The following is a 23189-nucleotide window of genomic DNA, read 5'->3' on the forward strand; positions in this document are numbered from 1 at the left end:
AGCCATGCTGGCGTCCCTCGCCTTGTTGTACAAATTGCTACCACTCTACGTGACGGTGGCGCTCGGCTGGGTGGCGGGTCGCTATCTGGACGCCAGTGGTCGTCATATCGCCGGCATCATGATGTATATCGTCACTCCGTCGGTGGTGTTCGCCGGCGTGATGAATGCGCCGCTGTCGCCAGAGGTGGTGTTGCTGCCGTTTCTCACCTTCAGCCTCTGCTCGCTGCTGGGAATACTGCACCTGTGGCTCGCCAAGCGCTGGCTGCATGATGGCAGCGCGAACATGATTCCGCTGTCGGTAGGTACCGGTAATACCGGTTATTTCGGCATTCCGGTGGCCTTGCTGCTGTTCGGCGAGCAAGGTCTGAGTATCTATATCGTCTGCATGCTGGGCACCACGTTGTTTGAAAACTCCGTGGGCTTCTATCTGGCGGCGCGTGGCCGTTTCAGTGTGCGCGACTGCGTGCGCAAGGTACTGCGACTGCCCTCGCTGTACGCTTTTTTCTTGGCCGTTGCGCTGAATTACAGCGGGCTGCAGATCCCCGCTGCCTTCGTGCCATTGTTCGATAACCTGCGCGGTGCCTACAGTATCTTCGGCATGATGATTATCGGCATGAGTATCCTCAGCTTTCAGGGGCTGGCCGGCAACCTGCGCTTTACCGGCCTGGCATTCTTCGGCAAGTTCTTCAGTTGGCCACTGGCTGCGTTGTTGTTCTGGTGGCTGGACAGCCAGTTCCTGCATATCTACGACGTGGCGGTGTATCGCGCCATTTTGCTTATCTCCATCACGCCCATAGCCGCCAATACGGTGGTGATTGCGACGTTACTCGATACCAGCCCGCAACAGGTAGCAGGCACCGCCCTGCTGAGTACGCTGGTGGCGCTGGTCTATATTCCCCTGATGATCGCCTGGCTGCTGCCTGCAGTGGGCTAGCGGCCAAGCGCCATTATTTTGTAACAGCAGGTTTTTATCGAGTGAAAGCGCCTTAAATCCGTTAATGCTTTGCCGGATTTGGTCGATACTGTGGTTAGGAGGCGATAGCGCGGGGAAGGTGTATTGCGCCATTGCGGGGCGGTCCCGTGATCTTCTTCCCGTGGCGTTCGTCATACCTGTCTGGGCAGGACGTCCGGGGTCGACGGACCAAGGAACCGCATTTCAAAGGAGTTGAAGCGCCGTGTGCTACGGCGTTTGCCAGCGTCGCCAAATGCTATTGCCAACGCAGCACAACTAAAAAAGAGTGCAGACAATGATCAGCCTATTTCGTGACATGAGCTTCCGTTGGAAGCTGACACTGCCAATACTGGTTCTCGCCATTCTGTTTGGCGTTTTGGGGTTTTCTGCCTTTTGGGCAGTTAACCAGGTTGAAAGCCGGCTGGAGCGGGTTTCGCAAGAATTGCTGCCGCAAAGCTCACTCATCCTTGAAGCTGACCGCGATATGTACCAGGCGTTGCAGGCCGAGCGCGCGTTGTTGGCTGGGGTTCCGGCGGCCGAGGTAGGTGATGAGCAGACCGGTAATATGCAGCAGGCGCGTGATCGGATTGCGAAATACGGAGCGTCTACGGTTTCTGCGCAAGGCAAGGCGTTGGCGGCGGATTTTGCTCGTGCCTTCGAGGTTTGGCAGCGCACGTCGCTCGACAACGCACGTATGGCGGCCAGCGGTAATGCCGATCAAGCCAGTGAGATCAGTTACGGTCGTGGTTATCAGGAGTTCAGCACCGCACGCGATCTTATTGATCAGATGACCGAGCTGGTCAACGCCGAAGCAGAGCAGGAAGGCATCGACGCCCGTGCCGATGCTGACGCCAGTCACTTCAGGGTCGGGGTCGTATTGGTGATTGGCGCGCTGGTGTGCCTGCTGATGATCGCCTTCTTCCCCAGCCTGATCGTCACCCCACTGCACGATTTGCTGCAGCGCATTCGCGACATTGCTGACGGCGAGGGCGACCTGACCAAACGTGTAACCGTGCACTCCAGCGACGAGTTGGGCAAGCTCAGTCGCGCGGTAAACGACTTCCTTGAGCAGTTGCAGACGCTGATTCGCCAAGTCGCGGAGTCAACCTTGCAGGTTGCTTCTGCCTCCGAAGAAATGAGCGCCATTGCCACCGGGCAGGAGCGGCTGGTCAACGAGCAGTACATGGCGATCGACCAGGTCAGTACCGCCGCTACCGAGATGAGCGCCGCTATCCATGAGGTAGCGGACAACGCGCACAGCACGGCCGATGCGGCCAGCACTGCCGACAAGCAGGGTCACCAGGCATCTGAAGTGGTTGGTCACACAATGAACGATCTGCGCCGCCTGGCGGCCGACGTCGAAGAGGCAGCCGGTGTTATCGACAACCTCGAGCAGGACACCGACAAGATTGGCGGCGTGCTGAGTGTGATTGAAGGCATTGCCGAGCAGACCAATCTGCTGGCGCTGAATGCAGCGATTGAAGCGGCGCGTGCGGGTGAGCAGGGTCGTGGTTTTGCGGTGGTGGCAGATGAGGTGCGAGCCTTGGCGGCGCGTACCCAGGATTCCACCCGTGATATCCAACAGATGATCCAGAAGCTGCAGGCCGGTGCCGGTCAGGCGGTATCGGTGATGCAACGCGGTGCCGAGCTGGCCGCGCAAAGCGTCGAGAAAGCGACCGCCACGGAAACCTCGCTCTCGGAAACCTCGGCTTCGGTAATGCGCATCAACGACATGGCGGCGCAAATTGCCGCCGCCTGTGAAGAGCAGAGCCAGACCACCGAAGACATCGCCCGCAATATCAGCGGTATTCGCGACCTGTCCAACCAGGCCGCGCAGTCGTCGCAGGAGAGCCGTGATGCCAGCAACGCCTTGGCGCGTCTGGCCTCGACCCTGCAGCAGCAAGTTGGTCGCTTCAAAACCTGATATTCGGGTTGTAACTTGTGGGCAAGCCGTTACAATAGCGCGGCCTGACATCAGCTCAGGCCGCTATGGTGACCCTGCCGGTCCCCTCGCAATGATCAGCCGTGAACCCGGTCAGGCCCGGAAGGGAGCAGCCGCAGCGGTCATATCGTGTGCCGGGGTGTGGCTGGTAGGGTTGCCACCCAATTTTCCTGTATCCCCCTTTTTCCAAGCTTTTGCGCACTCTTTGCTGCGGCGTTTTACCGTGCCCTGGTGCTGCCCGCTTCTGTGCAGGGTAGCTGTCGTGTCGTCTCGCATTGTCCGTCTGCATTGGGTACAGTACCGGCTTGCACACTGACCACACTGGACTGCAGAAATCCCGATGAGTTATCAGGTACTGGCTCGTAAATGGCGTCCCCGCCTGTTTCGTGAAATGGTTGGGCAGACGCACGTACTGCAGGCGCTGATCAATGCGCTGGATAACAATCGACTGCATCACGCCTACCTGTTTACCGGTACCCGTGGCGTAGGTAAAACCACCATCGCGCGCATCCTGGCCAAGTGCCTGAATTGCGAGCAGGGCGTCAGCTCCGAGCCCTGCGGCGTTTGTTCGGCCTGCCGTGAGATTGATGAAGGCCGCTTTGTTGATCTGATCGAAGTCGACGCCGCCAGCCGTACCAAGGTTGAAGACACCCGCGAGCTGCTTGATAACGTGCAGTACGCGCCGTCGCGCGGGCGCTTCAAGGTCTACCTGATCGACGAAGTGCACATGCTCTCCAGCCACAGTTTCAATGCCTTGCTGAAGACGCTGGAGGAGCCGCCGGAGCACGTCAAATTCCTGCTCGCGACCACCGACCCGCAGAAGCTGCCGGTCACCATTCTGTCGCGTTGTCTGCAGTTTTCACTGAAAAACATGCCGCCGGAAAAGGTGGTAGAGCATTTGCGCCATGTACTGGGCGAAGAATCCATCGGCTATGACGACGAGTCGCTCTGGCTGCTGGGACGTGCCGCCGATGGGTCAATGCGCGATGCCCTCAGTCTGACCGATCAGGCGATTGCCTTTGGCAATGGCGCCTTGCAGGTGGCCGAGGTGCGCAGCATGCTGGGCACCATTGATCATGGCCAGGTATTTGGGCTGCTGGAGGCACTGGTGGCCAACGACGCCCGCGCGTTGATGCGGGCGGTTGCCGAGTTGGCGGAGCAGGGCGCCGATTTTGCCGGGGTGATGGCGGAGTTGATCTCCACCCTGCAGCGCCTGGCTATGGCGCAGGTGGTGCCAGAAGCCGCTGACAATAGCCTGGGTGACCAGGCGCGGGTACTGGAGTTGGCCGGGCGCATCAGCGCCGAGGATATACAACTTTTCTATCAGTTGGGGCTGCATGGGCGGCGTGATCTGCCCCTGGCGCCCGAGCCGCGCGGCGGCTTTGAAATGGCGCTGCTGCGCATGCTGGCGTTTCGTCCGGGTACCCTGGGTGATGGCCCCGTGGTCAGCGCGCCGACCAGCCCACCAGCGCCGCCTGAGCCTGTGCCGGAAAAGCCGGCAGGACTCAGCCCGGCCAAGGCTGAGTCTGCGCAAGACCGGCCTGACGACGCAGCGCCTCCGCGTCCGCCAGCCTCGGCTGTTGAGCCTGAGCAGATTGCCCCCGTCCTGCCTGCTGAGCAGTCAGCGATCAGTGGCCAGCCCGCGGTGCAGGCTGCCGCGCCCGCGCCGCCACCAGTCAGCCAGCAGCCAATCAATCCAAACACGCCGGTCAAGCCACCGCAGGACGAGCCGCCGGCTGAATGGCTGGAATCACCGCCACCGCAGGATGACCTGCCGGACCGTGATGATGACGACGACTCATTGGACGCTGCGCAGTACCTGGGCGACTGGGCTGATGAGGGCAGTGTGGTGGCAGACGACGGCCAGCAGACTGAGAGCGATGACATCAGTGATCTGCCCCCCGCGACCGGGCTGGCGGCGGAGTGGCTGCAGCTGTTCGAACAGCTGGGCCTGAGTGGTCTGACACAGAGCATTGCCGCCCACTGTCAGTTGGTCGGGCGCGAAGGCGGCGTTTGGTCGCTGCATCTTGATCCCGGCCACAGCGCGTTATACAACGAGAACCATCGTCAGCGGTTGCAACAGGCGCTCAGCACCCAGCAAGGCGCTGAGCTCCGGCTTGAGGTGGCGGTGCAGGCTCCAACCCAGGAAACACCGGCGGTTGCGGCGGCCCGGCGCAAGGCCGCCAGACAGAAGGCGGCTGAGGCGAGCATTCAGGCCGATCCCATGGTCCAACGCCTGTGCACTGAGTTTTCCGCCGAAATATGTGAGGGCAGCATCCGTCCGCTGGATGCGCCCGCCCCCTAACCACAGAGGACAGAATCATGATGAAAGGTGGCATGGCAGGCCTGATGAAACAGGCACAGCAGATGCAGGAAAAAATGGCCAAGATGCAGGAAGAGTTGGCCAACGCCGAGGTGACCGGCCAGTCCGGTGCAGGCCTGGTATCGGTGGTGATGACCGGTCGGCACGATGTGCGCCGGGTCAGCATCGATGACAGCCTGATGCAGGAAGACAAGGAAGTACTTGAGGATCTGATTGCTGCCGCGTTCAACGATGCTGTGCGCAAGCTGGAAAACGAGAGCAAGGAAAAGATGTCGGGCATGACCGCAGGCATGAACTTGCCCGACGGCTTCAAGATGCCGTTCTGATCAGGCCACAGGCGACCCATAGATGAGTTTCAGTCCATTGATTCGGCAGATGATCGACGCCCTGCGTGGCTTGCCAGGGGTGGGTCCCAAGACCGCCCAGCGCATGGCGCTGCATTTGCTGGAGCGCGATCGCGCCGCTGCTGCGCACCTCTCAAGTGCGTTGGACAAGGCCATCGCCGGGGTCGGTTACTGCCGCCGCTGCCGCACCCTGAGCGAAACCGAATTGTGCGCTATCTGTACCGATCCGCGCCGTGATCCCAGCCTGCTGTGCATTCTGCAAAGCCCGGCAGATGTCTGGGCGGTGGAGCAGGCCGGTGGCTTCAACGGCCGCTATTTTGTGCTCAAGGGGCATCTTTCGCCCATTGATGGCATGGGCCCCGATGAAATAGGTATTCCGGCGCTACTGGATTGCCTTGATGGCAGTGAGGTAATGGAGGTTATTCTGGCCACCAACCCCACCGTCGAGGGTGAGGCCACGGCGCATTACATTGCCAGTATGCTGCGGCCACGCGGCATCAAGGTATCGCGTATTGCCCATGGCGTGCCGCTGGGTGGCGAGTTGGAATACATCGATGGCGGCACGCTCGCCCACGCCCTGGCAGGCCGCACCCAGATACTCTGAGTGCGGCATGTTGGCTAGCCGGCCAATTGACCCAGTTGGTAATCGCGCACCGCCTGATGAATCTCGGCTTCGCTGTTCATTACAAAGGGGCCGTATTGCACCACGGGCTCGCCAATCGGCTTGCCGGCAATCACCAGCAGGCGTGCTCCCGCTGCGCCAGCGGCCAGCGCCAGCCGATCGCCCTGCGCAAAGCGGCCAAGTTGACCTGCCTTGAGCGATGCCTGGCGCTGCTCCCCCTGCACCTCAATCCCGCCTTCATAGACGTAGCTCAGCAGCGTATGCGCTGTGGGCACAGGTAGTTCCAGCTGCTCGTTGGGTTGCAGCAACAGATCGAGATACAAGGGCTTGGTGGACTTGCCGGTAATCGCGCCTTGCAGCGTGCGGTCCTGCAGCCTGAGCTCGCCGGCAATCAGCTTTAGCATGCCGCCGCCGGGCAGTGTGTGTAGCGTGACTGCGGCGGCGGGCAGGTCCTGATAATGCGCGGGCTGCATTTTTTCGGCAGCCGGCAGGTTCAGCCAAAGCTGAAAGCCGCGCATGGTGCCATGATCCTGCTGCGGCATTTCCGAGTGGATAATGCCGCGCCCGGCGGTCATCCATTGCACACCGCCAGACTCAAGCAGGCCTCGATTGCCCATGTGATCCTCATGCAGCATGCGGCCCTCAAGCATGTAGGTCACCGTCTCAAAGCCGCGGTGCGGATGCGAGGGGAAGCCGCCGATGTAGTCATCGGCGCTGTCAGAGCCAAACTCGTCAAGCATCAGGAAGGGGTCAAAGCGCGCCGCATCGCGGCCGCCGAAGACGCGGGTCAACTTGACGCCGTCGCCATCGGAGGCGGGCTGGCCCACGATAGCTTCAAGCAGATCACGTTTTTTGAACTGGTTCATGACGCACCTCCGTTAGTGGTTATGCGTCATTGTAATAACTGTAAATTCGATTTAATAACGCAATTTTTGCGCTGAAAATATCGATTTTACTGTTCTTTCTGGGCTTGCTCGGCGTCCGCTTGCGTCTGCTTGGTCGCTTCGCCATCCAATGCGTCGATCAGGCGCTGATAGGCTTGGCAGGCATCGAAGCTGCTGTCGGCAGGATTCTCTTCCTGCAGCTGATTCATGCGTTCACGCAGTTCATCCGCTTTGCCGGGATTGTTCTTGGTCATGTCGTAGATAAGTTGCGCCACCACTTCGGCTTTGGCGATCGCGGCCTCCGGTGTGCAGGCTTCCACTTCGGCAGTGGTCTGCGCTGTAGCGGGTATAGCGGTGAGGCAGAGCAGGCCGGCGCACAGCAGTGCAGAATAACGTTTCATCATTACCTCATGTGTGGGTATCTGGAGTTTCATGGTAGCCGCATCGCTGGCAACCTCCAAGTAACTGTTGGACGTTGCCAGCGGCCAGAAAGTGCCGGACACTCTGTAGATAAAGCAAAGGGGGGCAAAAATGGCGGGCTGGGGAGCCATTGCAGTGATGGTGCTAGGGACTGGCTGTGCGCTTGTGTCGCAGGTGCGTGCCTCGCCGCTGCTGGTTGGTTTTGGAACCACCAAGCCGCCCTATGTATTCGAGTTCGAGGGGCGTGGGCTGGAGTACGATCTGGTGGCCGCGGCGTTACGTGAAGGCGGTATCGAGATGCAGCCGTATTATGCGCCGTCAGAGCGACTGCATCTGATGCTCAAGCTCGGCGAATTGGATGCGATCACGACGACCAGCAGGGACAGTGGCATCAGCGCGTTTTACTCAGACAGTTATATTGAATACCGCAACGTGGCGGTGAGTTTAACGCGCAACCGGATTCACCTGCAGCGTATTGAAGATCTTGCCGGCTATTCGGTCAGCGCGTTTCAGCGGGCGCGGTATCTGCTGGGCAACGAGTTTGGCGCCATGGCGGCGGCTAACAGCGGTTATCGCGAAGAGGCTCGGCAGATTACCCGAAATTTACTGCTCTATGCCGGGCGTGTAGAGGTGGTGGTAGCGGATGAGCGCATTTTTCGCGCATTCAATCCACTGATTGCGCAGCAGGTAGACGTACAGCAACCGGTTACCCTGCACGCGCTGTTCCCGGCTACCCCCTATGCGGTGGGGTTCATCGACAAGGCGTCGCGTGATGGCTTCAACACGGGGCTGGCCGCGTTGCGTGCCAGCGGCGAGTACGCGCGCATCATGGCCGCTTACGCCGGCCAGTGATGCGCGCACGTCTCAGTTATGGCTTTTCTGCCAATCCTTCTTGAGGCTGAGCCAGAAGGTTTTCAGGCTCAAAACCTTGTGATCGACGGCGTCGATAAACTCGTCGAGATGCTCAATCAGGTCGTGCTGGTTGGCGTCATCCTGGCGGTGTGTCGCCAACTGGCTTTCCAGCTGGTTGAGCGATTCGCGCAGTTCCTTGATGCGCTCTTCGGTTTCCTGGCGGCTGTACTGATTCATTGCGTTGTGCTCCTTGCAGTTAAAGTTGGCTGGCGCCGATCAGTACCAATGGCAGCGCGAAGAAGACGCCGCCAATATAGCCCGCGACATATAGCTTGTTGCGTTGCGCAAGCGTAGCCAGCCACTCGGCAATGCGCGGCGGCACCTGACGCAAAAAGGGTAGGCCGTAGATCAGTACTATGCCCAGCAGGTTGAAAAACAGGTGAACCAGGGCAATCTGCAGGGCAAGCACGGCGTTGTCCCCTACAATGGCTGTCGCTGCCAAGAGGGCGGTGACGCAGGTGCCGATGTTGCTACCCAGGGTGAACGGATACACCTGGCGCATCGAAAACACGCCGGTACCCGCCAGCGGTACGATCAGCGAGGTAGTGGTGGAAGACGATTGCACCAGCACGGTGATGATGGTGCCACTGGCCATGCCTGACAGCGGGCCGCGGCCCACGCTGGCGTGCATGATGTCCTTGGCGCGGCCGACCATGACCTTGCGCAGCACCCGGCCAATCGCCGACACCACAAACAGAATCATGCCCACCCCAATCAGGATCAGCGCAACCCCCTGCCATACCGAGCCCGGCAACCAGGAGACCAGAAACTTCAGCAGGTCGGTGGCCGGGGTCAGGATGGTTTTCATGATGTTCACACTGCCCATGTCCAGGCTGGCATCACTGACCAGCAGCCCGGCCACCATCTCCGAGCTGATTTGCAGCGGATGAAACAGCAGTTCGATCGGGAGCAGTAGCAGCACGGCGAGAATATTGAAGGCGTCGTGCACCGTGGCGGCAGAAAAGGCGCGGCGGAACTCCTCACCGTTGCGCACGTGCCCCAGACTGACGATGGTGCTGGTCAGTGAGGTGCCGATGTTGGCGCCCATGATCAACGGAATGGCAATTTGTACCGGCAGACCACCGGCGACCAGACCGACGATGATCGAGGTGACCGTGCTGGAGCTCTGAATCAGCGCCGTGGCGACCAGTCCGATCATCAGGCCGACGAAGGGGTTGGTGGCGAAGGCAAACAGCTCCTTGGCGTTATCGCCCGCCGCGGCCTTGAAGCCACCGCCAATCGAGCCGACGGCCGCCAGCAACAGATAGACCAGTACCACCACGGTCAACCAGGCCAGCCATTGGCGGCTGACGGGTTGGGTGGGTTCTTGCGAAAGCGGTTCCTGCGGAACAGATTGGGCGTGGCTGCTCATCCCTGGCGATCCTGTGTGAGAGTGAGGGGTAGGTACCCTCAGACTTTCTACGGCGACTATGGCCGACAGGTGACAGCATGATGAACATCTGATGACGGCGGATGCCCGGTGTCAGCGTTGCTCAGCGAGAAAGTCGCGCAGCATCTCGGGTGGCACATCGCGGCGGTGGCAGAGGCTGGCGTCTCCAGTGTCGGCGTGAAAGACGATCAACAGTTCCTTGCGCTCAAGCAGCCGGCGCACCTGGGTAACGCGCTCGGCCAAGCTGTCGTCGTAGCCGTTGTCGGTGCCGTCGCGGGTAACAAAATCTTCCAGCAGGCGTTGCAGAGTCTCGGCTTCCAGCAGTTCGTAGGGTATGAGCATGGGTCTACTTCTCGGATGACAGGGTGAGCGATGCTACACTCGCAGGCCCTCGATAGACGCTTGGCCTGTAATGATTACTGACCCGCTATTCTACCTGTGCGCCATTCCTGCCGTCCTGCTTTACGGCATTGCCAAGGGCGGCTTTGGCGGCAACATCGCCATTCTCTCCGTGCCGCTGATGGCGATGGTCGTAGTGCCGCAGCAGGCGGCGGCGATTCTGCTGCCGATTCTCTGCGCCATGGATCTGGTGGCGCTGCGTACCTTTCGCGGGCGCTGGGACAAGACCAATCTGCGCATCATTTTGCCCGCCGCACTGGTGGGCATTGCCCTTGGCGCTTTGACCTTTCGCTATTTGAATGATGCTCATATCAAGTTGCTGATCGGCGCGATCGCACTGCTGTTTACGCTCAATATGGCGCTGCGTCGTGGTAACCCCGAGCCGCGTCCGGCGAGTCTGTGGCGCGGGCGCTTCTGGGGCATGGTGTCTGGCTTCACCAGTTTTGGTATTCATGCGGGCGGGCCGCCCATCAATGTCTATATGCTGCCGCAGCGGCTGGAAAAGACGCTCTTGATGGGCACCATTGCGGTGTTCTTTACCGTGGTCAACTGGGTCAAGGTGCCGGCCTACGTCTATCTGGGGCAATTTTCCGCCGAGAATCTGCTCACCTCGCTGGTGCTGCTGCCATTGGCTCCCATCGGCGTAAAACTGGGTTTCTGGATGCTGCAGCGCAGTAACGAGCAGTTGATCTACCGGTTGTGCTACCTGTTTTTGTTCTTTACCGGCGGCAAGCTCTTTATTGAGGGTGTCATGGGCCTGGTTTCGGCCTGATCAGGCGCTTCAGGCTGCTGTATAAAGTCTCGCTCTGTACCGGTTTGGCCAGGTAATCATCCATGCCGGCAGCCATGCCTTCCAGCCGATGGCTATCCAGAATATGCGCGGTGAGGGCGACGATGGGCGTGCGCGGCAGGTGCTCGCGCTGCTCGTGGGCACGAATGCGGCGGGTGGCTTCAAAGCCATCCATGACCGGCATTTCGCAGTCCATCAGTATCAGGTCATAGCGTTCCGGCGCGGCGCGATAGGCGGCCAGGGCGTCGACGCCGTTGGCGGTCATGTCCAGGCTGTAACCGACCTTTTCCAGCAAGGTTTTCACCACCAACTGGTTGACGCTGTTGTCTTCGGCAATCAGCAGGTGGCCGCTGGCGCGCTCCGCTTCCCCAACGCTCTCTGGCGTAAGCTCATTGCTGCGACTACCCAGCGTCTGCAGTTGCTGCAGCAGTTCCCGCATCTGGCTCGGCAGCAGTGGTGTGTCGTGAATCAGCAGGCCGGGCAGGCCATGGTTGGCGGCTATGCGGTGATCACGCTGGTCGCGCAGCAGCAGGGTAGGTGTACCGCTGCCTTCGGCGCTGCGCAGCAAGCTGTCGAGGGGGGCGTCGGGCAAGCCCTGAGCGGCGATCACCAGTAGCTGCAGCTCGCCGACTGGCAGCAGCGGTTCGCCGGTTTCTGCGGATTGGCAAATGACATCGTAACCCAGGCGTTGCAGCTGCAGCCGATAGGTCAGTTGGGCACGCGGCTGCTGGGCGATCAGCAGCGCCCGCGGGGCCGGCTCTGGCGGCGCCTCGGTGGCGTGGTCCTGCGGGGTCACCGGCAGCTCCAGCGTGAAGCGAAAGCTGGACCCCTCGTCTGGCGCACTGGAGACGTTGATCTGGCCGCCCATCATGCTGATCAGCTCCTGGCTGATGGTCAGCCCCAGACCACTACCACCGTAGCGCCGGGTGGTGCTGCTATCGGCCTGGGTGAACGAGCGAAACAGGTTCTCGCGGGCGTCTGGTGCGATACCGATGCCAGTATCGGTGACGCTGAAACTCAGTTGCCAGTGCGGCTGCGGGCTCTTGATCGGCAGACCGCTGATATCCAGCGCGATGTAGCCGCGCTCGGTGAACTTGAAGGCATTGCCAAGCAGATTGAGTAGTACCTGCTTGAGCCGTGTCGGGTCGCCAATCAGCTGCCGGGGAATGTCGGGGGCAATGCTGCAGTAGAGGTTCAGGCCCTTGTCGAGGGTTTGCGCTGTGAACAGGCTGGCGGTATCGGACAGCAGTTCCTCGGGGTCGAAAGCGATGGCCTCCAGTTCCACGCGTCCGGACTCCAGGCGGGCAAAGTCGAGAATGTCGTTGATCACGGTAATCAGCGTATTGCCCGACTTGCTGATGGTGTCCAGGTAATAGCGTTGGGTGGTGTCCAGGCGGGTGTCGCGCAGCAGTTGCAGCATGCCCAGCACGCCGTTCAGCGGGGTGCGGATCTCGTGGCTCATGCGGGCCAGAAAGCGCCCCTGCGCGCGCGATTCCAGCCGCGCCTGGCGCGCCTCTTCATCTGCCCGGTAGCGCGCCTCCTGCAGTGCGTTGATACGGTCGGCCAGGCCCAACGACAGAATGAACATTTCGACACAGATGCCGAGCTTGACCCAGGTGGTGCCGTAGGACGAGCCGAAGAACTCGTAACCGAGGGAGCCCGCGGTGGAGAGCATCAGTGAACACAGCAGCAGCACCCAAGCGCAGGTGTAGTACGAACCATAGCGAAAGCCCTGTCGCCACACGCGCAGGCCGCTGAACAGCAAGATCGCGGAACTGCTCAGCACAAACAGACTGGCAGCGCGGTTGTACAGGTCATAACTGATCAATGGCAGCACGAACAGGCTGATCAACACCAGCATGATCTTGATGCGCAGCAGGCGATCTAGCTTGGGAAAGTGCGCAGCCGTGTGCAGAAAATGGCGGCTGAACTGGGTAGCTACGGCGCAGTGCAGGAACATCAGGGTGTAAACCGATAGCGACTGTATGGTGTTACCGGGAGCCAGCCATTTCCACAGCACGCCGTCGAAGGCGAGCATGAACAGCATCATGTTAAGTGCGTAGATCAGGTACCAGAGGTAGGTAACCTCACGCAGCGACACCAGCAGAAACAGGTTGTAGGCAAAGAGCCCCAGCATGATGCCGTAGAACAGGCCGGCGGCCAGGCTGCTGTTTTCCTGCGCCACCGCATTCGCCGGCCAGGTGGACGCGAACAGCGGTACAAACACGGTGCTGGTGGTTTCCACCCGCAGATAAAAGAAGTTGTCGCCGGGCGCCAGGGTGATCGGCAGCCAGTGGTTGCGAACCTCGATGGGCCGCTGGTTGGCATCGATATGGTCGCCACTTTGCTGGTGGCTGATATCGTCGCCGGCGATCTGGTACAGGTCCAGCTGGTCGAGCAGGTTGTAGTTGACCTCAATCACCGCTTCCTGCGGCTGCTGAGCCGGGTTGCGCAGGGTAAAGCGCAGCCACCAGACCGATTGATTCTTGCCCTGGTTTACGTTGCGCGCGCGGGTGGTGTGCCAGTCAGCAGGGGAGGTGAGGGTGAGTACCTGGTTGAGTGTCTGGCTGGCGCTGGGATCCTCGTATATCTGCAGATGCGATACCAGGTTGATTCTGGGGGTCTGCTGATCAAGGGTAACCGCGTCAGGTGGCGCGCTGGCGGAGATAAAGCTTTCCGGCGTGTTGGCGGCATGCGTGGCGGTTTGCCAGAGCATCAGGCACAGCAATAACAGGACTAGGCGGCACGCGTGCATTCAGATTCTTACCTGATCGACCCATCAACTGATTGTAGTGTTATTCAACGTGAGGGTATTGGCCAAAGGCTAGCACAGTCAGCTCATTCTGGCGCCGCCCCCGGAGGGCCTTTCTGACGGTCGGCTCGGTTGCCGCGAATCAGCGTGCGCAGCGGAAAACGGCTGGGGTGCACGGCCTCGCTCAGATCCCGCGGCAGGGGTAGTGGCTCGCCGGTAATCCAGGCCGCTACCAACTCGCCAGCCAATGGGCAACTGATCAAGCCGCGTGATCCGTGCGCGGTATTGACGAACAGATCTGCGTACCAGGGTGCGCACGCCGTGGGCTGTTGCGAGGCATCCTTGGCGAGCATGGCAAAGCGCTCGGCAAAGCTGACGGGGTCGGCCAACGGGCCAATCAGCGGCAGGTAGTCTGGTGACGTGCAGCGCAGCGCCGCGCGCGCCGCAAGGGTGGCGGTCTGATCGCGGCAGTGGGCAAAGCCGGCGTTCAGTTGCGCCGACAGCGCCGGCAGCAGATCGAGGTTGCTCAGGTTCTCTTCGCTGCTGGGGGTGGAGTCGAGGCGATCAAAGCGAAAGCTGGCACCCAGATGATGTTGATTCTGGCGGGCTGGCGAGATGTAGCCGTCGGCGCACAGCACGGTGCGTAAACCGCGGCTTTGCGCGGTAACCGGTAAGTGGGTGATCTGGCCGCGGATCGCCTTCAGCGGCAGTTGGGTACTTTGCTGGAACCGGGCGCTCTCATGCGCGCAGCAGATCACCGCCACCGGCGCGCTGGCCAGTAGCTCGCCCGCGGCTGTGCGCACTTGCCAGGTATCCTCTATACGCGTCAGTTGCTCGGCTTCGGCCAACGGCTGAACCTGAATCAGCGGGTGCGCCACCAACTGACGACAGAGGTTCGGTGGGTTGACCCAGCCACCGCCGGGAAAGAACAAGCCGCTACGCTCCACGGTGACGCCCGCCACGGCACTGGCCTGGTGTGGATCGAGTGCTTGCAGAAAATCTGCCGGGTAGCCCTGCGCTGCCAGCTGTGCCTGGCGTTCTGCCTCCTTGGCATTGCCGGCCAACTGCAGCACGCCACAGGCCTGCCAGTTATCGTCGTTAGCTGGCAACTCGCGGGCCAGCAGGCGCAGACTGTACTGGTAGCTGCTTTGAATAAAGCGCGATAGCGGCGGGTGGTGTGGTGACAGCTTGGCGTAGAGTATCCCCTGGGGGTTGCCGGAGGCTTCCTGCGCCAGCTGCTTATGGCGCTCGAGCAGGGTAATGCGCCAGCCACGCCGGGCCAGGGCGTGAGCGGTGCTGCAACCCGCCAGCCCGCCGCCGATCACCAGAGCATGGCGTTCCGCCCGCGCGGGCTGCTCGGGTCTGGCATACCAGGGTGCTTGCCAGCGGCTTGCCGCCGCGCTGCTCAGGTTGCCGCACAGCATCTCGCGTTTGCGGCCAAAGCCTTTCACCTTGCGCATGCTGAAACCAGCCGCCTGCAGGCCTCGTCGCACCTCGCCAACGCTGGTAAAGGTAGCCACCGTGGCCTGTTTGCTAGAGAGCTCAGCCATGCGTTGATACAGCGCGGGTTGCCACATGTCCGGATTCTTGGCGGGGGCAAAGCCGTCGAGAAACCAGGCGTCGACCTGGGCATCCAGTTGCGGCAGGGTATCAAACAGATCGCCTATCAGCAGGGTGAGCGTGACGCGACCCTCGGCCAGGCTGAAATGCTGCCAGCCGCTCGTCAGACCGCTGTATTGCTGAAGTAGCTGCTGCGCCCAGGGAGCGAGTTCCGGCCATAGTGCCAGTGCTTTGCGCAGATCCTGCGGAGTAAGCGGGTATTTTTCAGTGCTGACAAAGTTCAGCTGTGCGTCAAGCGGAGCTCTTTGGTCCCATAGTTGCCAGGCAGCAAGGAAGTTCAGGCCGGTGCCAAAGCCGGTTTCGGCGATACAGAAGCGCGCGCCTGATGTCAGTTCAGCCCAGCGCTCGGGCAGACTGTTGTGCTGCAAAAATACATGGCGCGTTTCGTCCAGGCCGGCATCGCGGGAGAAATAGACGTCGGCAAATCGGGTGGAAAAGGGCTGTCCACCTTCAATCCAGTCCAACTCTGCGGTAGGGGATTTTGACTCTGACAAAGTGGCTCCGAAATCGACGATTTCGGGCTATTGTAACGCCGCCTAGCGCGGCTTGCCGCCGTCAAATTACCCCTTTTCAACTCATGTTGGGCAATATCAGCAGCAACCAGGTGGCAAGGAAAACCAGGCCGACAGTCGACCATTTGGCTTTGATCAGGTTTTTCATGGCATACGCCTTTTATTTTTATTTGGCTGTTGGCTCCTTGTGGGGGCCTTGCGGGCGCTTACCGCGGGTAGCAGTTGAGCGCAGGGCGCGATACTGATACGTACCCCAGTGGGGTCAAGTGTCGCGCCACGGGCTATTTATATCATGGCTTAAAGGTCAGTTTAGTGACTTGCATCGCTTCTATTAGACCAATTGGCTACAAGCCCTCACAGGCATGTCGCCAACCACTATGAAACCGTCATCAAACTGTCATCTGCATTCGCCTGAGTTGGTAAGAGATGCCTATGCCAGTTGATCCGTTCTGGCGGCCATGATCAGGTCGTTTCGGTGCAGGCCGCCCAGGGAGTGGCTCCACCAGCCAACGGTAACCTGCCCCCACTCGGTCAGCAGCGCGGGATGGTGATCTTCCTGCTCAGCCAGCGCGCCTACCTGATTGGTAAACGCCAGTGCCTGACTGAAATCCTTGAATGAATAGACTTTTTCGATGCGTTCAACGCCATCGACTTTTTTCAGTAACCAGCCGGGTAGCCCACGCAGCAGCGCGCTGACGTGTTCTGTAGGTAACTGGCTGGCAGCGCTCTGACTGGTATCGAGGGCCTCGCTGGCAAGATCGGTCATCATGGACTCCAGATAATTGCGGGTGATGTTCAGCAGCCTAGCGGAGCTGCCGCTGTGACGGGCGGACACCCCAAGGGGTATCATGGCCCGATATACATGATCTGAGTGGCATTGCGTGAGTAAGTTTCGGGCGATATTTCTGAAGGGTAGGCGCGCGGTGAAGCGTGGGCTGCGTTTTGTCGGCTGGCGCGCGGACAGTACCAGCCATCGGGAAAAGGCCATCTCGGCGCTGGGCACCACGGTATCTCTGCTGTTGGTTTATTGGACTACTCACCTTGGCTTCGGCGCGGAAGGCGCGCTTTGGGTCACCGGCTCTATGGGCGCGACCGCCATTCTGGTATTTGCCATGCCGCACGGGGCGCTGTCGCAGCCGTGGCCGGTGATTGGCGGTCACGTGCTCTCCTCCACGTTTGCCGTGGCCTGCATTCACTGGTTACCGAGCAATCCGCTGATGGCGGCGCTGGTAGTTGGTGGCAGCGTTCTGGTGATGATGTATGCGCGTTGCCTGCACCCGCCCGGTGGCGCGACTGCCATGATTGTGGTGCTGGGTGGGCCGACTGTGGCAGACGCTGGCTACGGCTTTGTGCTTTACCCGATTCTGCTCGACTGCGTGATCATCGTTTGCGCCGCCATGTGCTTCAACAGCCTGTTTGAAAGTCGCCGTTATCCGTTGGCGCTGGTCAAGCATGAAGTGACGCGGGCTCCCGGTATTGCCCCGGAAGATTTCGAGCACGCGCTCAAGCAGATGAACTCCTTCATGGACATCCAGTTTGACGACCTGCTGCGCCTGGTGGAGTTGGCCAATGCCAATGCCCAGAGCAAAGGCGTGGCATTGGATGATCTGGCCGAGGGACGTTTCTACAGTAACGGCCTGCCAGGAGAAAACTGGTCGGTGCGCGAGGTGCTGCAGGTGGTTAATCGGCCGGGGCGGGCCGGACGCGTGCGCTACCGTATCTTCAAGGGCCGCGGCGAGGGTGGTAACGGAATCTGCCGCGCCAGCGAGTTCGTGCGCTGGGCGCGCTATCGCGTTGAGGCGGATGAGAGTAGTGAGGCCTGGCATCGGGTGATGCCGAGCTGAGTCTGCCGCTGCGACCATAACAGTTGGTGCCTTAACCGCGGCGCAGCTGTTTCTGTTTGGCTTGCCTGCGCCATCCTACAATAGGGGCTTCTCCCTCCTGTCTTTTCGAGTTCCCCCATGCACGTTGCGTCCGGTCGCTGGTTGTACGGATTTTTGTTGGCGTTGACTACCACCATTCTGTGGGGCGTTCTGCCGATCATGCTCAAGGAAGTGCTCAAGGTCATGGACCCCTACACCGTGACCTGGTACCGCCTGTTCAGCGCTGGCCTGGTGCTGTTTCTCTGGCTGGCAGCCAAGCGCCGGCTGCCGTCGATTCGAGCTTTGTCGCTGCGTAACCGGGGCCTGTTACTGGTGGCGATTCTGGGCCTGGCGTTCAATTACGTGTTGTATCTGATGGCGCTTGATCGGCTGACCCCGGGCACCATGCAACTGATCATTCAGGTTGCCCCGATCATGTTGATGCTCGGCAGCATGCTGGTATTTCGCGAACGTTTTGGCCTTGGCCAGGTGATAGGTCTGGCGGTGCTAATTCCAGGTTTTGCACTGTTCTTCAACCAGCGGCTGATAGAGCTGCTGACGCAGATGAGCGGTTATACCCTGGGGATTCTGATTGCCATTGCCTCGGCGTTCAGTTGGGCGTTGTATGGTCTGGCGCAAAAACAACTGCTGACTATCTGGTCATCGGTGACCGTGATGATGGTGATATATCTAGCCTGTGCGCTGCTGCTCTGGCCGCTGGCATCACCGCTGGAGTTGCTGCAGCTCTCGACGCTGCAACGCTGGCTGTTGCTGGGTTGCTGCCTGAACACGCTGGTCGCCTACGGCGCCTTTGCCGAGGCGCTGGCGCACTGGGAAGCCTCAAGGGTGAGTGCCACTGTGGCGACGACGCCGCTGTTTACCTTCTCGATGGTGGCGCTGGGCTCGATGCTCTGGCCTGGCCTGATTGAACCTGAGCTGCTCAACTCGCTGGCCTACCTGGGCGCGCTCATGGTAGTGGGTGGTTCGGCGTTGATCGCGCTGGCGCCCAGCCTGATCCAGAACCTGCGCAGCCGCCGGTTGCGCAGGCTGAGTATCACGCCGCCGCCGGCGCCCTGATCAGGGCTCCGGGCTGTGGTCGCCGAGCATCAGCTCGGGTCTGACTGCGGCATCAAAACCGGCCTCATCCAGATAGCCCAGCGCCAGCGCCGCCTGCTTCAGTGTAGTGCCTTCACTGTAGGCCTTTTTGGCGATATCGGCGGCCTTGTCGTAGCCAATCACCGGGTTGAGCGCGGTGACCAGCATCAGACTATTATCCAGATGCTCGCGCATGCGCGCCGCGTCGGGCTGCATGCCCTCTACGCAGTGCTCGCTAAAACTGTTGCAGGCATCGCTCAGCAGGCGGATGGACTGCAGCAGAGTATGGATAATCACCGGCTTGAACACGTTCAGCTGAAGCTGGCCGTTGCTGGCGGCAATGCTCAGGGTGGTGTCGTTGCCGATTACCTGACAGGCCACCATCGACAGCGCTTCACACTGGGTTGGGTTGACCTTGCCGGGCATGATAGAGCTGCCGGGCTCGTTGGCTGGCAGCCGTACTTCGGCAAAACCGGCGCGCGGCCCGCTGCCGAGCAGGCGCAGATCATTGGCCAGTTTCATCAGGGTTACCGCCAGCTGCTTGCAGGCACCGTGTAGTTGCACCAGCGGCTCGTGTCCGGCCAGGGCGGCAAATTTGTTGTCGGCACTGGTGAAGGGCAGGCCGGTCAGCTCGGCCACTTCGCGGGCAAACTCGGTCGCAAAGCGGGGCGGGGTGTTCAGCCCCGTGCCTACGGCCGTGCCGCCCTGGGCCAGCGCCAGCACGCGGGGCATGGCCTGTTCCACCGCCTGCACGCCCATTTCCAACTGCGTGACGAAAGCAGACAGCTCCTGCCCGAAGGTGACCGGCGTCGCGTCCATCATGTGCGTGCGGCCAATCTTGATCAGCTGCGCATGTTGGTCGGCCTGCTTTTGCAGTGCGTCGCGCAGTGCACAGACCGCCGGCAATAGCTGTTGGTGTGCCTGCCGGGCGGCGGCAATATGCATGGCGCTGGGGAAGGTGTCGTTGGAACTTTGCGACTTGTTGACCTGGTCGTTGGGGTGAACCGGCTGCTTGCTGCCCAGTGGCTGCCCAGCCAGCTCGTTGGCGCGGTTGGCGATCACCTCGTTAGCATTCATGTTGCTTTGCGTGCCGCTGCCGGTCTGCCAGACGGAGAGCGGGAAGTGCGCATCCAGTGCGCCACTGATGACTTCGTCGGCGGCGCGCTCGATCAGGCTGGCCAGCTCCGGGGAGAGTTGTCCGAGTTGCTGGTTGGTGCGCGCTGCGGCCTTCTTGATGATGCCCAACGCGTGGACCACGGGTAGCGGGATACGCTCTTCGCCAATCGCAAAATGTGCCAGCGAACGCTGGGTCTGTGCGCCCCAGTAACGCCCGGTGGCGACCTCAATTGGCCCCATGCTGTCGGTTTCGGTACGGCTTGTCATAGTGGCTCCCGGGTAGTGCGGTGGATGGGCGGCGCTGACGCGTGACCGGATTGAGCAGGCCGCCGGGTAAAGTATGGCAGGCCAGCACCGCGATGCTATGCAGGTTGAACTCTTGGCAGTTTGGACTCTTGCTGGCGGCAGTGGTTCGCCTGTTGGTACCGCCGCTTTGGGCTACAATGGCGGCCGCACTTATTTGGAGGTCAACATGAGCACGACTCAACAGGCACTTGAGCAGGCGTTACAGGCCCTGGCACCGAGCCATCTGGAACTGGTCAACGAAAGTTACATGCACAGTGTGCCGCCGGGCTCGGAGTCGCACTTCAAGGCGGTTCTGGTGAGTGAGGAGTTTACCGGGCTGAATGCGGTCAAACGGCATCAGGCGGTGTATCGCGTATTGGGCCCGCTGATGCAGCAGATCCATGCGTTGGCGCTGCATACCTACACCGCAGAGGAATGGCAGGCCCGGCAGCAGGCGCCGGCCTCACCCAATTGCCTGGGTGGCAGCAAAGCCGACGCTTGAACCCGGCGACCGACAGCGGTTTTGCGCAGCGCAGCGCTTTGCTAGAATGCCGCCTCCCAAGGTACGCCCTTTACGTGGGCGCCCACTGAAAAAGAGGTATGCATGTCTGCAATCGTTGTTGTGGCACTCTACAAGTTCGTCTCGCTGGAAGATTACCAGGCCCTGCGCCAGCCCCTGCTCGACACCCTCACCAGCCATGGTGTGAAGGGTACGCTGTTGCTCGCGCGCGAAGGCATCAATGGCACCGTGGCCGGCCCGCGTGAGGGCATGACGGCAGTACTCGACTGGCTGCGCAGTGATCCGCGCCTGAGTGATCTGGATTACAAGGAATCGCTGTGCGACGAGATGCCGTTCTATCGCACCAAGGTCAAACTGAAGAAAGAAATCGTCACCCTGGGCGTCGAGGGTGTGTCGCCCACCAAACGCGTCGGTACCTACGTTGAGCCGCAGGATTGGAACGCGCTGATCAGCGACCCCGAAGTGCTGTTGATCGATACCCGCAACGATTACGAGGTGTCGATTGGCAGCTTTGCCGGTGCCATTGATCCCAAGACCAAGACCTTTCGCGAGTTCCCCGATTACGTCAAGGCGCATTACGACCCGGCCAAGCACAAGAAGGTCGCGATGTTCTGCACTGGCGGCATCCGCTGCGAAAAAGCCTCCAGTTACATGCTGGAAGAGGGCTTTGATGAGGTGTTCCACCTCAAGGGCGGCATTCTCAAGTACTTCGAAGAGGTGCCCGCCGAGCAATCCATGTGGAATGGCGAGTGCTTCGTGTTCGATAACCGGGTAACCGTTCGGCATGACCTGGCACCGGGCTCTTTCGACCAGTGTCACGCCTGCCGTCATCCGGTCTCGGCTGAAGACATGGCCTCGGTACTCTTTGAAGAAGGCATCAGTTGCCCGCATTGCTACGACAGCCTGCCGGAGAAGACCCGCCAGCGTGCGATAGAGCGGCAGCGGCAGATTACACTGGCCAAAGTGCGCAATCAGCCGCATCCTATCGGCCAACCCCAGCACCTGGCTTCGCCCAACGCCAAGCCGAGCTGACCCGCCGATCTGCGAGGTACGTGATGAGCCAGCGCCTGATCTACGTGATGGACCCCATGTGTTCCTGGTGCTGGGGCTTTGCCCCGGTCATTGATGCGATTGTTGCTGCGTATCCGCAGTTGCCGCTGCGTCTGGTGGCGGGCGGCCTGCGGGCCAACCACGGCGCGCCGCTGGATGAGCACACCCGCAGCGTGCTGGCTGAACACTGGCAGACGGTGGCGCAAGACAGCGGTCAGCCAGTGGGTGACCCGCAGAACCTGCCAGCGACCTTTGTGTACGACACCGAGCCCGCCTGTCGCGCATTGGTGGTGGCCCGCGAGCTGGACCCTGCCAGGGCGTGGAGTTTCGTGCGGACGCTGCAGCAAGCCTTTTACCTGGATACCGAGGAAATCACCCACGCAGCGGTGTTGATGCGGCTGGCCGAAGCGGCCGGTTACTCGGTTGCGGCGTTTAGCGAGCTGTTTGACCAGCAGGCGATGCGGGAGGCTACCGTGGCTGACGTACGCTGGATGGCAGACCTGGGAATAGCGGGTTTGCCCATACTGCTGGCTGAGCGGGACGGTCAGTTGGCGTTGCTGGCCAACGGTTACCAGACGCCTGAGCAGGTGCTGCCGTTATTGGCGCGCTGGGTTGCGGCGGGAGAACAGTGCGCTGAGGTAAGTGCCTGAGCGCAGTCGCCATGGACAAGCCTGGCGCTGCGCTCAGAGGCTAGGGCGAGTTACTTGCGGGGAGAGATCAGCGCAGGCTTCTGCTTTTCTTCCGGCGCGTGGAACAGCAGAAACAGCTGGGTCAGGACGCCCGGAATGTGTTCCATCATGTCTTCGACCATGTCCTCGTCTTCGTCGATCTCGGCGAATTCCGGTTGATCGGCAAACAGACCCGAACCCACCATTACCGGCAGCAGCAGTTCGCTGACCAGCTCTTCGTCATTCTCGAACCAGGCTTCCTCACGCAGAAAAACCCCTTCCATGAAGCCGATGCACCAGCTGCGCAGATCTGAGTAGTCGGGCTCATCACCCAGGCTCAGTTCGCAGGGTAGTTCCAGGTCTTCATCGCTGGCCAACTCGCGGGCGATCCGCGACTTCAGCTCTTGCAGGGTTCCGACGATCTCGGCTTGCTGCTGCTCGTCAGTGTAGTTGGGGGTTTCGGCGAACAGCTCTGCCAGCCATTCTTCACTCGGCACCTCTTGCGGGCTGACGGACAGTGCCGCGAGATAGCCGCAGGCGGCCATGTAGTCCAGCGCTTCATCGTGCAGGTCATCGGCGTCCAGGAATTGCTGTAGGCGCTGGAGTTGATCATTGAATGACATGGGACACCTCTCATTGGTTATCCCGGCATTTTACGCATGCCCCCGGACAATTGCCAAAGACGTTATACTCGGCGGCCGATATGGTGGTCCCGCCACTGGCCCAACCTG

The 23189-nt window shown here is 60.7% G+C and carries 22 protein-coding genes and 1 other RNA gene; 13 read left to right on the forward strand and 10 right to left on the reverse strand.

Going from position 1 to position 23189, the window contains the following annotated elements; genetic code table 11:
* Positions 1 to 4 precede the first annotated feature (4 nt).
* The 6 genes from BLU26_RS00070 to recR all read left to right on the forward strand — a co-directional run bounded on the left by BLU26_RS00070 (position 5) and on the right by recR (position 6165).
* Positions 5 to 934, forward strand: a complete 930-nt coding sequence (locus tag BLU26_RS00070) for an AEC family transporter (RefSeq protein ID WP_092282928.1) — start codon at positions 5 to 7, stop codon at positions 932 to 934.
* A 313-nt stretch (positions 935 to 1247) separates the two neighbouring features.
* Positions 1248 to 2876, forward strand: a complete 1629-nt coding sequence (locus BLU26_RS00075; protein WP_092282929.1) for a methyl-accepting chemotaxis protein — start codon at positions 1248 to 1250, stop codon at positions 2874 to 2876.
* A gap of 75 nt (positions 2877 to 2951) precedes the next feature.
* Positions 2952 to 3048, forward strand: an RNA gene (gene ffs / locus BLU26_RS00080) — signal recognition particle sRNA small type.
* Between the two features lie 186 nt (positions 3049 to 3234).
* Positions 3235 to 5199, forward strand: a complete 1965-nt coding sequence (gene dnaX / locus BLU26_RS00085; RefSeq protein ID WP_092282930.1) for a DNA polymerase III subunit gamma/tau — start codon at positions 3235 to 3237, stop codon at positions 5197 to 5199.
* 17 nt (positions 5200 to 5216) lie between these two features.
* Positions 5217 to 5543 (forward strand): YbaB/EbfC family nucleoid-associated protein, encoded by a 327-nt coding sequence (locus tag BLU26_RS00090; RefSeq protein ID WP_092282931.1) that lies wholly within the window; start codon positions 5217 to 5219, stop codon positions 5541 to 5543.
* Between the two features lie 22 nt (positions 5544 to 5565).
* Positions 5566 to 6165 carry a recombination mediator RecR gene (recR, locus tag BLU26_RS00095; RefSeq protein ID WP_092282932.1) on the forward strand — a complete coding sequence of 200 codons (600 nt, stop codon included), beginning with the start codon at positions 5566 to 5568 and terminating at the stop codon, positions 6163 to 6165.
* A gap of 14 nt (positions 6166 to 6179) precedes the next feature.
* Here recR and BLU26_RS00100 read toward each other — a convergent pair whose 3' ends face one another.
* Positions 6180 to 7049, reverse strand: coding sequence for a pirin family protein (locus BLU26_RS00100; protein ID WP_092282933.1), 870 nt, complete (start codon positions 7047 to 7049; stop codon positions 6180 to 6182).
* Between the two features lie 86 nt (positions 7050 to 7135).
* Positions 7136 to 7468 (reverse strand): hypothetical protein, encoded by a 333-nt coding sequence (locus BLU26_RS00105; protein ID WP_092282934.1) that lies wholly within the window; start codon positions 7466 to 7468, stop codon positions 7136 to 7138.
* 130 nt (positions 7469 to 7598) lie between these two features.
* Between BLU26_RS00105 and BLU26_RS00110 the strand changes: the two genes are divergently transcribed.
* Positions 7599 to 8339, forward strand: a complete 741-nt coding sequence (locus tag BLU26_RS00110) for a substrate-binding periplasmic protein (protein ID WP_231701980.1) — start codon at positions 7599 to 7601, stop codon at positions 8337 to 8339.
* A gap of 12 nt (positions 8340 to 8351) precedes the next feature.
* Here the strand turns inward: BLU26_RS00110 and BLU26_RS00115 are convergent, their stop codons facing one another.
* The 3 genes from BLU26_RS00115 to BLU26_RS00125 form a co-directional block, all read right to left on the reverse strand.
* Positions 8352 to 8576 (reverse strand): hypothetical protein, encoded by a 225-nt coding sequence (locus tag BLU26_RS00115; protein ID WP_092282935.1) that lies wholly within the window; start codon positions 8574 to 8576, stop codon positions 8352 to 8354.
* A 19-nt stretch (positions 8577 to 8595) separates the two neighbouring features.
* On the reverse strand, positions 8596 to 9771 hold the full coding sequence (locus BLU26_RS00120) for a Na/Pi symporter (RefSeq protein WP_092282936.1): 1176 nt from the start codon (positions 9769 to 9771) through the stop codon (positions 8596 to 8598).
* A gap of 111 nt (positions 9772 to 9882) precedes the next feature.
* Complete coding sequence (locus tag BLU26_RS00125; protein WP_092282937.1) at positions 9883 to 10131, reverse strand: YheU family protein; 249 nt, start codon at positions 10129 to 10131, stop codon at positions 9883 to 9885.
* A 70-nt stretch (positions 10132 to 10201) separates the two neighbouring features.
* On the opposite strand from BLU26_RS00125, the gene BLU26_RS00130 reads away from it, so the two are divergent.
* Positions 10202 to 10960, forward strand: coding sequence for a sulfite exporter TauE/SafE family protein (locus tag BLU26_RS00130; protein ID WP_092282938.1), 759 nt, complete (start codon positions 10202 to 10204; stop codon positions 10958 to 10960).
* On the opposite strand, the gene BLU26_RS00135 is transcribed toward BLU26_RS00130, so the two are convergent.
* The 3 genes from BLU26_RS00135 to BLU26_RS00145 form a co-directional block, all read right to left on the reverse strand.
* Complete coding sequence (locus BLU26_RS00135) at positions 10938 to 13733, reverse strand: hybrid sensor histidine kinase/response regulator (RefSeq protein ID WP_092282939.1); 2796 nt, start codon at positions 13731 to 13733, stop codon at positions 10938 to 10940. The genes BLU26_RS00130 and BLU26_RS00135 overlap by 23 nt on opposite strands.
* Positions 13734 to 13816: 83 nt before the next feature.
* Positions 13817 to 15844 (reverse strand): bifunctional tRNA (5-methylaminomethyl-2-thiouridine)(34)-methyltransferase MnmD/FAD-dependent 5-carboxymethylaminomethyl-2-thiouridine(34) oxidoreductase MnmC, encoded by a 2028-nt coding sequence (mnmC, locus tag BLU26_RS00140; RefSeq protein WP_092282940.1) that lies wholly within the window; start codon positions 15842 to 15844, stop codon positions 13817 to 13819.
* Between the two features lie 448 nt (positions 15845 to 16292).
* The gene (locus BLU26_RS00145) at positions 16293 to 16628 is read right to left on the reverse strand and encodes a 4a-hydroxytetrahydrobiopterin dehydratase (RefSeq protein WP_092288290.1); all 336 of its coding nucleotides are present in this window, start codon (positions 16626 to 16628) and stop codon (positions 16293 to 16295) included.
* 157 nt (positions 16629 to 16785) lie between these two features.
* Between BLU26_RS00145 and BLU26_RS00150 the strand changes: the two genes are divergently transcribed.
* Together BLU26_RS00150 and BLU26_RS00155 are read left to right on the forward strand one after the other, a co-directional pair.
* On the forward strand, positions 16786 to 17706 hold the full coding sequence (locus BLU26_RS00150; protein WP_092282941.1) for an HPP family protein: 921 nt from the start codon (positions 16786 to 16788) through the stop codon (positions 17704 to 17706).
* 117 nt (positions 17707 to 17823) lie between these two features.
* The gene (locus tag BLU26_RS00155) at positions 17824 to 18801 is read left to right on the forward strand and encodes a DMT family transporter (RefSeq protein ID WP_092282942.1); all 978 of its coding nucleotides are present in this window, start codon (positions 17824 to 17826) and stop codon (positions 18799 to 18801) included.
* Here BLU26_RS00155 and fumC read toward each other — a convergent pair whose 3' ends face one another.
* The gene (fumC, locus tag BLU26_RS00160) at positions 18802 to 20202 is read right to left on the reverse strand and encodes a class II fumarate hydratase (protein WP_092282943.1); all 1401 of its coding nucleotides are present in this window, start codon (positions 20200 to 20202) and stop codon (positions 18802 to 18804) included.
* 205 nt (positions 20203 to 20407) lie between these two features.
* Between fumC and BLU26_RS00165 the strand changes: the two genes are divergently transcribed.
* The 3 genes from BLU26_RS00165 (at position 20408) to BLU26_RS00175 (ending at position 22440) form a co-directional block, all read left to right on the forward strand.
* A complete protein-coding gene (locus BLU26_RS00165; protein WP_092288291.1) occupies positions 20408 to 20722 on the forward strand; it encodes a BolA family protein in 315 nt (104 codons plus the stop codon).
* 102 nt (positions 20723 to 20824) lie between these two features.
* Complete coding sequence (gene trhO / locus BLU26_RS00170) at positions 20825 to 21772, forward strand: oxygen-dependent tRNA uridine(34) hydroxylase TrhO (RefSeq protein WP_092282944.1); 948 nt, start codon at positions 20825 to 20827, stop codon at positions 21770 to 21772.
* Positions 21773 to 21795: 23 nt separating this feature from the next.
* Positions 21796 to 22440 (forward strand): DsbA family protein, encoded by a 645-nt coding sequence (locus BLU26_RS00175; protein WP_092282945.1) that lies wholly within the window; start codon positions 21796 to 21798, stop codon positions 22438 to 22440.
* Between the two features lie 50 nt (positions 22441 to 22490).
* Here the strand turns inward: BLU26_RS00175 and BLU26_RS00180 are convergent, their stop codons facing one another.
* Entirely contained in the window at positions 22491 to 23081 is a 591-nt protein-coding gene (locus tag BLU26_RS00180; RefSeq protein ID WP_092282946.1) for a YecA/YgfB family protein, read from the reverse strand.
* Positions 23082 to 23189: the final 108 nt, after the last annotated feature.

Origin of the sequence: Halopseudomonas sabulinigri (assembly GCF_900105255.1) — a bacterium.
GTDB lineage: Bacteria > Pseudomonadota > Gammaproteobacteria > Pseudomonadales > Pseudomonadaceae > Halopseudomonas > Halopseudomonas sabulinigri.